Below are 13,061 nucleotides of genomic sequence, written 5' to 3'. Positions count from 1 at the left end.
CCCCGTCATCCCAAGTCCCCGTCCCCCCAGTCCCCGTCATCCCAAGTCCCCATCACCCCAGTCCCCGTCACCCCAGTCCCCGTCACCCGAGGACGGGGTGGTTGCCGGTGAGCACGCCGTCCGGGTCGCGGCGGCGCTTGATCTCGCGCAGGCGAGCCAGGACCTCGGCGGGGAAGGCGGACGCGGCCGGCTCGCCGTGGCCGAGGAAGGTGAAGGGCCTGCGGCCGCTCGCGGCCCCCGCCACCGCCGCGGCGACGGCCGACTGCCGCTCCCGGATCGCCTCCTCCATGCCGGGCGCCGCGAGCACGCCGAGCGCGCTCAGCAGGTACGGCTCCGCGATGTGGCCGCAGGCCCCGCCCTTCTCGTCCACCCGGGCGAGCGCCCCGCCGAGGTGGCGGATCTGCACGGAGGCGAGCGGCGCGACGGTGCCGGGCCCGGCGGCGGCCAGCATCGCCGCCGCGGTGGCGTCGTCGAGCCCGTGGAGCAGTTCGGCGCGCAGCAGCGCGGGCGTCGGATCGGTCGGCTCCGCGCAGATGTCCGCGAGGTTCGCCACCGGCATCCGGCCGCGCGTGTCGAAGATCGGGCCGGGAATCAGGTCGAACCGGTGCAGCAGGGCCCGCGCCTCGTCCGGGTCGCCGAGATAGGTGACGTCGACCGTCACCGCCGACAGGCCGCGCAGCGGCTCGGGCAGCTCGGGCAGCGGCGGGAACTGCAGCAGGTGGAACCAGACGGTCAGCTCCTCGGGCGCCTCCGCCGTGACGGCGCGGAAGGCGGCCAGCACCTCCGCGGCCCGCCTCGCCGGCCACAGGATCCGCCCGCCGTACAGCACGGGCGCCGGGTGCAGGTCGAGCTCCATCGCGGTCACCACGGCGAAGTCGCCGCCGCCGCCGCGCAGCGCCCAGAACAGCTCCGGGTCGCTGTCCGCCGTGACGGTCGCCTGCTCGCCGGAGGCGTCCACGACCTCGAAGGCCCGCACACTGTCGGCGGCGAAGCCGTATTTGCGCCCGAACCAGCCCAGGCCGCCGCCCAGGGTGAAGCCGGTGGCGCTGACGACCCCCGTGCTGCCCGCCAGCGGCGTCAGCCCGTGTTCTCCGGCCGCCGTCAGCACCTCGCCCCACGAGACACCGGCCTCCACCCGCGCCGCCCGCTCCCCGGGGCGTACGGTGAGCCCCCGCAGGTTCCCCGTACGCAGCAGGATCGCGTCGTCGAAGGCGGCGGGGGCGTGCCCGTTCGGCTGGGTGGCGACGCGCAGCCCGGCGAGCCCCGCGTAGCCGACCACGGCCGCGACGTCCTGGGCGTCCCGCGCCTCGACGACCGCCGCGACCCGCTGGTCGACGGCCAGGTCCCAGGGGCGGCGGGCGCCGTCGAAGCCCTCGTCGCCGCGCGTCAGCACCCGGCCGCGCACCACCCGGCGGAGATCGGCGCCGAGCGCCTCGATCTGGTTCATGTCTTCCCCTCCACATGTGTGGGTTCCCCGTGCGGAACCACCCTGCGGAACCACCGTGGAACACGAGGATTGGGGCGGGTATGAGCGCCGCTTGAAGACCGTCCAAGTCGCCCCCAAGTGGCGTCCCGAATGGACCGTTCCGGTTGGGCCTGTCCCGGCTTTACGCTTACACGCGGCGGTCACAGGAGAGCGATCGGAGCACGTCGTCATGAACTCGCTGTCCTTCCGGCTGCTCGGCCCCTTCGAGGTGATCGACGGCGACGGCCGGGTCCTCGACCTCGGCCCGCGCAAGCAGCGGGCGGTGCTCGCCGTCCTCGCCCTGGACCCCGGCAGGATCGTCTCCCTCGACCGGCTGATCGACGAGCTGTGGGCCGGCGAGCCGCCCTCCAGCGCCACCGCGACGCTCCAGTCGTACGTCTCGAACCTGCGCAAGGCGCTGGAACCGGGACGCAGGCCGCGGACGCCCCCGGCTGTGCTGCTCACCCGCGAGCCCGGCTACCTGCTGTCGGTCGCGCCGATCCGGGTCGACCTGGCGCGCTTCGTCTCCTGGGTGGAGGACGGCCGCAAGGCGCTCGGCCGGCGCGAGCACGCCGCCGCGCTCGGGCTGCTCGACCGCGCGCTGGAGACCTGGCGGGGCGAGCCGCTCGCCGAGTTCGCGGCCTACGAGTTCGCCCAGCCCGTCATCGCGCGCCTGGGCGAACTGCGGGCGGTGGCGGTCGAGGACCGGTTCGACGCCAGGCTCGCGATGGGCGACGGCGCCTCCTGCGTGGCCGACCTGGAGCGGCTGGTCGAGGCGTACCCGTACCGCGAGCGGCTGTGGAGCCTGCTCGTCCTCGCCCTCTACCGGTCGGGCCGGCAGACCGACGCGCTAGGCGCGCTCCGCCGGGTGCGCGCGCTGCTCGACGAGGAGATGGGCCTCCAGCCCGGCCCGGAGCTGCGGCGGCTGGAGCAGGCCGTGCTGGAGCAGTCGGCGGCCCTGGACGCGCCCGCGCCCCCGGAAGCGGCCCTGAACGCGCCCCCGCAGGCGTCCTTCGAGCAGGCGTCGTCCCCGCAGCCGCCGTCCTCGCCGGGGCCGTCTGAACAGGGACCGTCTGAACAGGGAGCGGCCGCGGAGGGAACGTCCCTGCGAACGTCTTCCTGGCACGTGGTGTCCCAGCCGGCCCCCGAGCCGGTACCGCCCGCGGCGTCGCCGTACGGGGCGTTCATCGCCCGCGAGCAGGAGCTCGCCCGTCTCGGCGAGCGGCTCGGCGCCGTACGGCGGGGACGCGGCGGCGTGCTGCTGGTGACCGGCGAGGCGGGGATCGGCAAGACCAGGCTCGCCCAGCTCGCCGCCGAGGAGGCCGAGGCGCGCGGCGTCGCGGTCGTCTGGGGCCGTTGCGTGGAGGCCGAGGCCGCCCCGCCGTTCTGGCCGTGGCTGCAGGCGCTGCGCGAGCTGGGGGAGCGGGGCAGGGCCGCGGCGCGGCTCCTCGCGGGCGAGGGCGCCGACGCCCCCGCCGACCCCGAGGCCGCGCTCTTCGAGCTGTACGAGGGAGTGCTGGCCGCGCTCGCGCGGTCCGGCACACCGACGCTGGTGGTGCTGGACGACCTCCACGCGGCCGACGCGGCCTCGCTGCGGCTGCTCGGCTTCCTCGCCTCCGAGCTGCACCGCAGGCCCGTGCTGGTGCTGGCCACCGTACGGCCGGAGCCGGGCAGGGAGCCCGAGCGGCTGCGTGACGCCCTCGCCGCCCTCACCCGCGAGCCCGGCGCCGAACGCCTCACGCTCAGGCCGTTCACCCCGGAGGACGTCGCGGCGTTCCTGCGGCGGCACGACGTGACCGACCCCGCACTCGCCGACCTGCTCTACCGGCGCACCGGCGGCAATCCCTTCTACCTCGGCGAGCTGCTGCGGCTGCTCGGCAGCGAGCACCGGCTCGACGCCGCCTCGCTGGGCGTGCCCGAAGGCGTCATGGAGGTCATCGGGAGGAGGGTCGCGCGGCTGCCCGGGCCCACCACGGAACTGCTGCGCCGCGCCGCCGTCCTGGGCCGCGACGTCAGCCTCGACGTGCTGGAGGCGCTCACGCGGACCCCCGCCGAGGAGGTGATGTCGCTGCTGGAGCCCGCCGTCGCCGTGGGCCTCCTGGCCGAGGCGCCGGACGGCTTCGACTACCGCTTCTCGCACGCGCTGGTGCGCGACGCGCTCTACGCCGGGCTCGGCCGTCTCGACAAGGCGCGGCTCCACCTGCACGTGGCGGAGGCTCTGGAGTCCCTGCCGACGACGCTGCCCGCCGGCGACGGGACGGCCCGCCTGCCCGTCCTCGCCCACCACTTCGCCATGGCCGCGCGGGTCGGCGGCGCGGACAAGGCCGTCGACTACGCCGCCCGGGCGGCCAGGCAGGCCACCGCTCAGCGCGCGTACGACGAGGCGGTCGAGCTGTGGGACAAGGCGCTGCTCGCCCTCGGCAGGCGCGACCCTGCCCGGCGGTGCCGCCTGCTGATCGAGCTGGGCCGGTCGCTGCGCGTCGTCGGGGACGCCCTGCGGGCCCAGACGGCACTCGAGGAGGCCATCCGGCTGGCGGAGGACACCGGCGACCGGGCGGCCCTGGTGGAGGCCGTGGCGGTGTTCGGCACCCTCAGCGTCTGGAACTGGCGGTCGTACGGCGTGGTCGACGACCACACGGTCGCCCTGCTCGAGAAGCTGCTGGCGGGCCCGCTGGACGACGCCCACCGGGCGGCGCTGCTCGGCACTCTCGGCATCGAGCTCAACTACGGGCCGCGCCGGGCGGAGGGCGAGGCGATGGTGGTAGAGGCCCTGGAGATCGCCCGGAGGATAGGCGACCCCGCCCTGCTCCTCCAGGTGCTCAACAACTACATGATCGCGTCCTGGGTGCCGGAGCGGGAAGTCGAGCGCCGCCGCGCCGCCGACGAGATGCTCGCGGTGCCCGATCTTCCCGCGGCGGCCGAGGTCGTGGCCCGGGTACGCCGGATGTCGTGCCTGTTCAGGGAGGGGGAGCTGGCCGAGTGGGACCGCGATCTGGCCCGCGCAGAGCAGCTGCTGCAGGAGGTCAGGAGCGCCGAGCTGACGGCCATGGTGCGCATCGCCCAGGCGGCGCGGCTGACCCTGGAGGGCCGCTGGGACGAGGTCGAAGACCTCGTCGCCGAGCTCGGCGAGGTCTTCGGCGACAGCAGCATGTGGGGCCTCGGCAACGTGCGGCCGACCATGCTCTACACCTGCCGGCGGGGACAGGGCAGGGTCGCCGAGATCCTCGACGACATCGTCACGGCGGCCTCCCAGCCGCACAACGATCCGCTGCGTCCCATAGCCGTGCTCGCCGCGCTCGACGTGGGCGACCGCGAGCTGGCCGAGGAACTGGTCGCCCGATGGGGCACGACGATCCCCGACGACTGGTCGGGGGAGTTCGTCGCCGTCGTCTGGTCGTACGTGGCGGCCCAGCTCGGCGTCCCCGATCCCTCTGGCCTGTACGACAGGCTGGCGCCGTACGGGGACCGGCTGGCCCTGCACGGCCACGGCACGGCTGGCTGGGGCTCCGTCCATCAGGCCCTGGCGCTGCTGGCGGAGGCGACGGGCGACCGCGAACGGGCCCTGGACCACGCGCGCCGGGCCCACGAGACCCACGTCCGCCTGAAGCTCGGCTACTGGGCCGGGCAGAGCGCGCGACTCCTGGATCGGCTCCGGGCATAAGGGAGTGCGGCACTCCCGGGCCTCGTGTCACCATCGACAGAAGACGTCCGTGCGGGAAGGCATCGGGGCGTCCGACTGTTCTGTCTAGTAGAGATGACATATATGCGATACGAGCCCGAAGACCTCGCCGTGGGCGACTACGACCTGGAAGAGCGCCAGGCGCTCCGCCGCGTGGTGGGTCTGTCGACAGAGCTCGAAGACATCACCGAAGTCGAATACCGTCAGCTCCGTCTGGAGCGCGTCGTGCTGGTGGGCGTCTGGGCGGGCGGCACCGCCGTGGACGCGGAGAACTCGCTGCAGGAGCTGAAGCTCCTCGCCGAGACCGCCGGATCCCAGGTGCTGGAGGGTCTGATCCAGCGCCGCGACCGGCCCGACCCCGCCACCTACATCGGTTCCGGCAAGGCGGTCGAGCTGCGTGACATCGTGGCCGCCAGCGGGGCCGACACCGTGATCTGCGACGGCGAGCTGACCCCCGGCCAGCTCCGCCAGCTCGAAGAGGTCGTCAAGGTCAAGGTCATCGACCGGACCGCGCTCATCCTCGACATCTTCGCGCAGCACGCCAAGAGCCGCGAGGGCAAGGCCCAGGTCGAGCTGGCGCAGCTGCAGTACCTGCTGCCACGCCTGCGCGGCTGGGGTGGCAACCTGTCACGTCAGGTCGGCGGCCGGGCCGCCGGCGGCGTGGGCATCGGCGGCCGCGGCCCCGGCGAGACCAAGATCGAGCTGGACCGGCGGCGCATCCGCGAGCGCATGGCCAAGCTGCGGCGGCAGATCAAGGAGATGTCCACCGCCCGGCAGACCATGCGGCACCGCAGGCAGGCCCGCGAGGTGCCCGGGGTGGCGATCGCCGGATACACCAACGCCGGTAAGTCGTCGCTGCTCAACCGGCTGACCGGCGCGGGCGTGCTGGTCGAGGACGCCCTGTTCGCGACCCTCGACCCCACCGTGCGGAAGGCGCGCACGCCCGAGGGCCGGCTGTTCACGCTGGCCGACACCGTCGGGTTCGTCCGGCACCTGCCCCACCAGCTCGTCGAGGCGTTCCGCTCGACGCTGGAGGAGGTGGCCGACGCCGATCTGATCCTGCACGTGGTGGACGGATCGCACCCCGACCCCGAGTCGCAGATCGCGGCCGTCCGCGAGGTGCTCGCGGAGATCGAGGGCGCCCGGGACATCCCGGAGATCATCGTCGTGAACAAGGCCGACGCCGCCGACCCGGTCGTGCTGACCCGGCTGACCATGACGGAACGGCACAGCATCGTCGTCTCCGCGCGCACCGGGGCCGGGATCGGCGAGCTGATGGCGATGATCGAGCGCGAGCTTCCCCGCCTCGACCACGAGGTCAGGATGCTGGTGCCGTACGACAGGGGCGACCTCGTCGCGCGGGCGCACAGCGAGGGCGAGGTGTTGTCGCTGGAGCACACCGGCGACGGCACGATCCTGCACGCGCGGGTCCTCGCCGACCTGTACGCGGAGCTCGACAGGGTGGCGAAGCCCGTCGAGACCGTCTGATCCGGTCCGGATCGCCCAGATCCGGACCGCCTGATCCGCGCCATTTCCTGACGGGCCGCCTCCGGCGTGTCGGTGGCCCGTCAAGGCATGCCCTTGGTACGATAAGGAAAGCCCAATGGGACCTTATGGTACGGGTGGAATATGTCTCCAGGCAGCGTGGTCACCCATCCGCAGGCGCTCGTGGACAAGCAGGTCGGAGCCGGGCATCCGAACCTCACTGCGGCGCGTGAAACTTCTGGTATGTCTCGGTGCTCGCGAGGCTGACGTGGGTTCTTGTCGTTAACCCTGTACATCGAACCCACCCGTGAAATAACGTAACTGAACTGAATCGCCCGGGTTCGACACCCCGGCGGTAGTGTCATCGCACAACAACCCCGTGCGCGATGAGGTCAGGAGACCCCCAATGGCGTCCGAATACGAAGCGGACACGGCGGGCCCGGAGCCCACCGGCTGGGGCCGCTCGACGTCCAGGGGTGACCGGCGGGTGGTCGGATGACCGTTCGCCTTCTCACCAACATCGGCCGGCTGTGGACCGGGCACGATGTGTGCAGCAACGCCGCGATCCTGGTGCACAACGACCGCATCGCCTGGGTGGGCCGCGCCGCCGACCTCCCGCAGAGCGTCCCGGGGGTCGTCGACGACATCGTCGACGTCGACCACGTGGAGAACCTCGGCGGAGCGCTCGTCACGCCCGGCCTCATCGACGCGCACACCCATCCTGTCTACGCCGGCAACCGTTACGCCGAGATGGCGATGCGCTCCGGCGGCTCCAGCTCCTCGGCCATCGCGGCGGCGGGCGGCGGCATCGGCTCCACCGTCACCGTGACCCGCGGCACCGACCCCTGGACCCTGTGCAACGGCGTGCGGGAGCGGCTGCGCGAGTGGCTGCTCAGCGGCACCACGACCGTCGAGGCCAAGACCGGCTATCACCTGACCCGTGACGGCGAGCTCGCCGACGTGCGGCTCCTGCGCGAGCTCGAAAAAGAGCCGATGATGCCGCGGGTCCACGTCACGTTCCTGGCCGCCCACGTGGTGCCGCCGGAATACTTCGGACGCCAGCGCGACTACGTCGAGGCGGTCGCCTCCTGGTGCGCGGACGCCGCCGGAGCCGGGGCCGACAGCGTCGACGTCTACTGCGACGACGGCCACTTCACCGCCGAGGAGGCCCGCTGGGTGCTGGCCTCCGGCCGCAACGTCGGGCTCCTGCCGCGCGTCCACGCCGGCGCGTACAACCGCCGCGGCGCCGTCCAGCTCGCCGCCGAGATGGGCTGCGCCTCCGCCGACCTGCTCCACCACGCCTCCGACGAGGACATCGCCCTCATGGCGAGGTACGGCGTGCCCGCGGTCGTGTGCCCGGGCGCGGCGCTCCAGGTGGGGCATCTCCCGCCGGTGCGCCGGATGCTGGCCCAGGGCGTGTCCGTGGCCCTCGGCAGCGACCACAATCCCGGCCACTGCGGCATCACCTCCATGTCCCTGGTGATCAGCCTGGCCGTGGCGGCGTTCGGGATGAGCGTCGGCGACGCTCTGCGGGCGGCCACGCTGGGCGGCGCCCAGGTCCTCGGCGCGCCGGACCGCGGCATCCTCGCTCCCGGCCGCCTCGCCGACATCGTGCAGTGGGACGCCGATCACGAGGGCGCCTTCGCCTGGTCGTTCGGTCTCAAGCCGCGGCGCGTCTGGCGGGGCGGCGTCCCCGTCCAGTGAGGCCGGTGCGGCGCGGTTCACGCACGGGTTCCCGGGCGGGTTCCCAGGCGATCATCGCCGGGTAATCTCGCGATATGTCACCATCCGTCGCGGTCGTCACCGACTCCACGGCGTATCTCGGCGCCGAGGCGACCGGCAGATGGAACGTGACCGTCGTACCGGTCCAGGTGATCCTCGGGGGTCACGAGATCGACGACGTGACGCCGTTCGATGCCGGGCTCCTCACCCACGCACTGCAGGGCCGCTCGCCGATCGTCACCTCCCGCCCGTCCCCCGAGCGGTTCGCCGAGGCGTACGAGCGGGCGGCCGCAGGTGGCGCCACCGAGATCGTCTCCGTCCACCTGTCCGGCGCGCTGTCCGGCACCGTCGACTCCGCACGCCTCGCCGCCCGTGAGGCGCCCGTACCGGTCCAGGTGGTCGACAGCCGGTCGATCGCGATGGGACTGGGGTTGGCGGTTCTCGCCGCCGCGCGGGCGGCCGGAGCCGGAGCCCCGGCCGCCGAGGTGGCCGCGGTGGCGAGCCGCACAGCCGCCGCCTCCGACACGGTCTTCTACGTCGACACGCTCGAATATCTCCGTCGCGGCGGACGTATCGGCCGCGTGGCCAACCTGCTGGGCTCGGCGTTGTCGATCAAGCCGCTGCTGCGTCTGGCCGACGGCGAGATCACCGTGCTGGAGAAGGTCCGCACCGCGAGCCGCGCCCTCGCCCGCCTGGAGGACCTGGTGGTGGAGGAGGCCGGCGAACGGCCGGTCGACGTCGCGGTGCAGCACCTGATGGCGGCCGAGCGGGCCGAGGCGCTCATGAAGGGCCTGACGGCCCGGCTGCCCCGGCTCGTACGGATGTGGGTGGTCGAGATCGGGCCGGTCCTCGGCGCCCACACCGGGCCCGGAGTGCTCGGCGTCACCATCACCCCCGGCGCCGCGGACTGATCCACGCCGGACACGCGGCCGAGCTTTCTCGTGCCGCAGGCGGTGCGTGTCCGGCGCGCGGCTTTCCGGGCTTACGGCGGCGTCGCGCGGGCGGGGGAGCGGCAGGCCCGATAGTTGTCCACAGAACCGAGTTCGGGAGCCGCCGGGCGTACGCCGCGTGTCTACCGTCCATGGCGTGCTGAGCAAGGAGTTTCGCGGAACCGCACGCGACGTCGCCGTCGGTGAGTCCCGTCTGCGCGGGCTGCTGCGACCGGCGGACCCGGTCCCGCCGTCCGCACGCCTGCGATCGGTGCCGTCCCCGCCCGGCCCGCCGCCGTCGTTCGGCGCCCCTCATCCGGCGGGGGAGGCCCGCGATCGTGATGACCGCGATCACCGAGGGACGGTCCCGCCGCCGGAAGAGGAGGACGGCGAGCCGTACGCGCAACCCGTGCTGGAGCGGGCGTCGCTGGGCCGGGCTCTCGCGCGGATGGATCCGGGGGTGCCGGGTCTGCGGGTGCTGGTGGCCGCCGGCCTGCTCGCCGCCGTCGTCACCGGGGTGGTCGTGTGGCGGTCACGGGCGGTGGCCGAACCCGTCGCACCCCCGCTCCCGGCCGCCGCCAAGCTGGAACTTGACCCAGGTGCGCGTCCAGCAGCGCCTCCGAACCCGGCAGCGGGCCGAGGTCCGGGCACGAGTCCGGGCCTGGGTCCGGATCGGGACCAGGACTCGGTGCGGACCGGAGGGCCGGGCGCGACCGCCTACACGCCGGGGGCGGGCGGATTCGGCGGTCCGTCCTCTGGGCCGGCGGCGCGGGTCGTGGTCTACGTGACCGGCAAGGTCCGCAGGCCAGGGGTGTTCGTCCTGCCGCCGGGCGCGCGGGTGGCGGACGCGATCGAGGCGGCGGGAGGCGTCCGCAAGGGAGCGAGTCCGGGCGGCGTCAACCTCGCCCGGCACGTGGTGGACGGCGAGCAGATCACCGTGGGGAGCCCGGCCCAGTCCGCCGAGGCGGCCGGTCCGGACGCGCCGCCGGGAGGGGCGGGGACGCCGGGAGGCGCAGTCGTCAACCTCAACACCGCCACCGCCGCGCAACTCGACGCGCTGCCCGGGGTCGGGGGTGTGATCGCGCAACGCATCGTCGACTACCGCGACGCCCGCGGGGGCTTCCAGAGCGTCGACCAGTTGAAGGACGTCCCCGGCATCGGGGAGAGGAAGTTCGCCGAACTCCGCGACAAGGTCACGGTCTGATGCCCGCCCAGCCCTTCCGCCGTCCCGGCGCGGGTCCGGTGGCTCTGGTGGCTCCGGCGCTGGCCTCCTGGCTCGCCGCGCTCGTGCTGCTGACCTGCCCGGTCGTCGCCGGGGTGGCGGTGGCGCTGACCGCCGCCGTCGCGGCCGTCGCCCTCCGGACGGCGGCGTCCCGGCGGCGGTGGAGAGGAGGAGGGCCAGGCGCAGCCGCGAGAGCCGGTCTCGCCGTGCTGGCGTCCGTGGCGGTGACCGCGACCGTGGTGGCGTTCAGAGTGCACGAGGTGACGACCGGGCCGGTGCCGGACCTGGCCCGGCGTCAGGCGGCAGTTTCCGTGGAGGCGGAGATCACCGACGACCCGCGCATCCGGCCGCACCCGGGCGGCGTGACCCGCCGCGACACGGCCGTGGTGCGGGCGAGGGCCCTGCTCGTGTCGGCCACTCGGGAGTGGTACGTCGTGGACGTCCCCGTCGTGCTGCTCGGCCCCGCCGCCGGATGGCGCTCACTGCTGCCCAGCCAGCGGGTGCGGGTACGCGGAAGGCTGGGCCCGGCGCGGCCGGGCGAGCCGGTCGCGGCCGTGCTGCTCGTCCGCGGGCCGCCCGAGCCGATCGGCGGCCCGTCCGCCGTGCAGCGTGCGGCCGAGGTGCTGCGCGCGGGCCTGCGCGAGGCGAGCGACGTGTTGCCTGACGATCAGCGCGGCCTGCTGCCGGGCCTGGTCGTCGGCGACGTGTCCCGCATGGACGAGGGGGTGCGCCTCGACATGACGACGGCGGGCCTCAGCCACTTAACGGCCGTATCCGGGACCAATTTGGCGATCGTCGCGGGTGCGGTGCTCATGCTGAGCCGCTTCGCCGGGCTGCCTCTCGCCGTCCGGGCGGTCGTCGCGGTCATCGCGATGATCGCTTTCTCGATCGTGGCCAGGCCGTCGCCGAGCGTGCTGCGCGCCCTCGTCATGGGCATGGTCGCGGCTGTCGCGCTCGGCACGGGCCGGACGAGGGACGGGGTGGCCGCCCTGTCCGCCACCGTGCTCGGGCTCCTGGTGTTCGAACCCGGTCTGGCCCGTGAGTGGGGGTTCGCGCTGTCGGTCTTCGCCACAGGCGGCATCCTCGTCCTCGCGCCGCGCTGGCGTGACCGTCTGGAGCGCCGCATGCCCCGTCTGCTCGCCGAGGCGCTGGCCGTGACGGTCGCGGCGCAGGCGGCGGTCACGCCGCTGCTGGTGCTGATGTCCGGGCGGCTCGATCTGGCCGCGATCCCGGCCAACCTGCTCGCCGAGCCCGCCGTCCCTCCGGCGACCGTGCTGGGGTTCGCCGCCGCGGTGACGGCGCCGATCAGCGTGGATGTGGCCCGGCTGCTGGTGCGTCCGGCGGGATGGGCGGTCGGCTGGATCATCGCGGTGGCGGAGCGGGCCGCGGACCTTCCCTTCGCCGCCGCCGAGTGGCCGGGAGGAGCCCTGGGCCTGGCCGCGCTCGCGGCCATGGCTCTGGTGGGCTGGGTCGTCCTCCGGGGCCGTGCGCGCAGGCGCTTCGCGGCCGCGCTCGCGGCGGGGGCGCTGCTCACCGCTCTCGTGGCCGTGCCGGTGGTCTCGCCGTGGCCCCCGCCCGGATGGCTGCTCGCCGCCTGCGACGTGGGCCAGGGAGACGCTCTGGTGCTGGCCGCCGGTCCGGGCCGGGCGGTGGTGGTGGACGCGGGACCGGCGCCCGGTCCTGCCAACCGCTGCCTGCGTGCCCTCGGCGTGCGGCAGGTGCCGCTCGTCGTCCTCACGCATCCGCACCTCGATCACGTCGGCGGGCTCCCGGGGGTGCTGCGTGGCCGGTCGGTCGGCGCGGTGGTGGTCAGCCCGGGCCGGTTGCCGGAAGGGGAGGCTGGCCGGGTCTCCCGGCAACTCCAAGCGGCCCGGATCCCGGAGTGGCGGGCCGTGCGCGGCATGCGGTGGCGGTTCGGGCCCACAGAGATCACCGTTCTGGCGCCGGAGCCCGGCACCGCGCCCCAGGGCACCGGAGAGGGCTCGATCGCCAACAACGCCAGCGTCGTGCTGCTCGTCCGCTGGTCCAACACGCCCGGAACGGCCACCGCCCACGCGGTCAAGCAGACCGAAAGCAACTCGGCGGTACGAGGGGCCTTGGTCACCCCGGCGACGGACGGGGCACGGGGAGGCGGGGCACAGGAGGAGGGCGCATCGGGTGCCCAAGAAGATCAGGGAGCGCCCCTGGGCACGGCCCTGCTCGCCGGAGATCTGGAGACGGAGGCACAGGAGGCCCTGCTGCGTGACGGCGTCCCCCGGGTGGACGTGTTGAAGGTTCCCCATCATGGTTCATCCAGACAGGCGCCGGCGTTCCTCGCCGCCACGGGGGCCCGGGTGGCCCTCGTCAGCGTCGGCGCGGTCAACGACTACGGACACCCCGCCCAGGTGACGCTCCGCCGCCTGCGCGGGCTCGGCATGCGGCCCTACCGCACGGACCTGTCCGGAGACATCGCCGTCGTCGCCGCCCACGGCCATTTCGCCGTGGTCGTACGCGGCAGATGACCGAGCACAGCCAGAGGCCCACGACCAGCGGCTGAGGGCGGAGGGACCTGCGAGGCCG

7 protein-coding genes are annotated in these 13,061 nt (G+C 74.1%); 6 read left to right on the top strand and 1 reads right to left on the bottom strand.

Annotated features, from left to right (window positions below; translation table 11 throughout):
• Window positions 1–82: 82 nt before the first annotated feature.
• Entirely contained in the window at window positions 83–1,447 is a 1,365-nt protein-coding gene (locus tag Mam01_RS28285; protein WP_204288197.1) for an FAD-binding oxidoreductase, read from the bottom strand.
• Window positions 1,448–1,655: 208 nt separating this feature from the next.
• Here Mam01_RS28285 and Mam01_RS28280 point away from each other — a divergent pair, with 208 nt between their 5' ends.
• From Mam01_RS28280 to Mam01_RS28255, 6 genes are all read left to right on the top strand, one after another.
• Window positions 1,656–5,126, top strand: a complete 3,471-nt coding sequence (locus Mam01_RS28280; protein ID WP_204288196.1) for an ATP-binding protein — start codon at window positions 1,656–1,658, stop codon at window positions 5,124–5,126.
• Window positions 5,127–5,228: 102 nt separating this feature from the next.
• Window positions 5,229–6,632: a GTPase HflX gene (gene hflX / locus Mam01_RS28275; RefSeq protein WP_239101686.1), complete on the top strand. Its 1,404-nt coding sequence runs from the start codon at window positions 5,229–5,231 to the stop codon at window positions 6,630–6,632.
• Window positions 6,633–7,124: 492 nt separating this feature from the next.
• Window positions 7,125–8,333, top strand: a complete 1,209-nt coding sequence (hutI, locus tag Mam01_RS28270; RefSeq protein WP_150937044.1) for an imidazolonepropionase — start codon at window positions 7,125–7,127, stop codon at window positions 8,331–8,333.
• Between the two features lie 74 nt (window positions 8,334–8,407).
• Entirely contained in the window at window positions 8,408–9,262 is an 855-nt protein-coding gene (locus Mam01_RS28265) for a DegV family protein (RefSeq protein ID WP_204288194.1), read from the top strand.
• A 175-nt stretch (window positions 9,263–9,437) separates the two neighbouring features.
• Window positions 9,438–10,484, top strand: coding sequence for a ComEA family DNA-binding protein (locus Mam01_RS28260; protein ID WP_204288193.1), 1,047 nt, complete (start codon window positions 9,438–9,440; stop codon window positions 10,482–10,484).
• Entirely contained in the window at window positions 10,484–13,003 is a 2,520-nt protein-coding gene (locus Mam01_RS28255) for a ComEC/Rec2 family competence protein (protein WP_239101685.1), read from the top strand. Before Mam01_RS28260 ends, Mam01_RS28255 begins: the two co-directional genes overlap by 1 nt.
• Window positions 13,004–13,061 lie beyond the last annotated feature (58 nt).

The sequence above is a fragment of the Microbispora amethystogenes genome (assembly GCF_016863015.1).
Lineage (GTDB): Bacteria > Actinomycetota > Actinomycetes > Streptosporangiales > Streptosporangiaceae > Microbispora > Microbispora amethystogenes.
The sequence above is the reverse complement of the archived record's forward strand: the minus strand, read 5'-3'. Positions and strand labels throughout refer to the sequence as shown.

Excerpts from the sequence above, each read along its gene's own strand:
- Mam01_RS28285 (WP_204288197.1), bottom strand. The coding sequence starts at position 1,447 with ATGAACCAGATCGAGGCGCTCGGCGCCGATCTCCGCCGGGTGGTGCGC.
- Mam01_RS28280 (WP_204288196.1), top strand. The coding sequence starts at position 1,656 with ATGAACTCGCTGTCCTTCCGGCTGCTCGGCCCCTTCGAGGTGATCGAC.
- hflX (WP_239101686.1), top strand. The coding sequence starts at position 5,229 with ATGCGATACGAGCCCGAAGACCTCGCCGTGGGCGACTACGACCTGGAA.
- hutI (WP_150937044.1), top strand. The coding sequence starts at position 7,125 with ATGACCGTTCGCCTTCTCACCAACATCGGCCGGCTGTGGACCGGGCAC.
- Mam01_RS28265 (WP_204288194.1), top strand. The coding sequence starts at position 8,408 with ATGTCACCATCCGTCGCGGTCGTCACCGACTCCACGGCGTATCTCGGC.
- Mam01_RS28255 (WP_239101685.1), top strand. The coding sequence starts at position 10,484 with ATGCCCGCCCAGCCCTTCCGCCGTCCCGGCGCGGGTCCGGTGGCTCTG.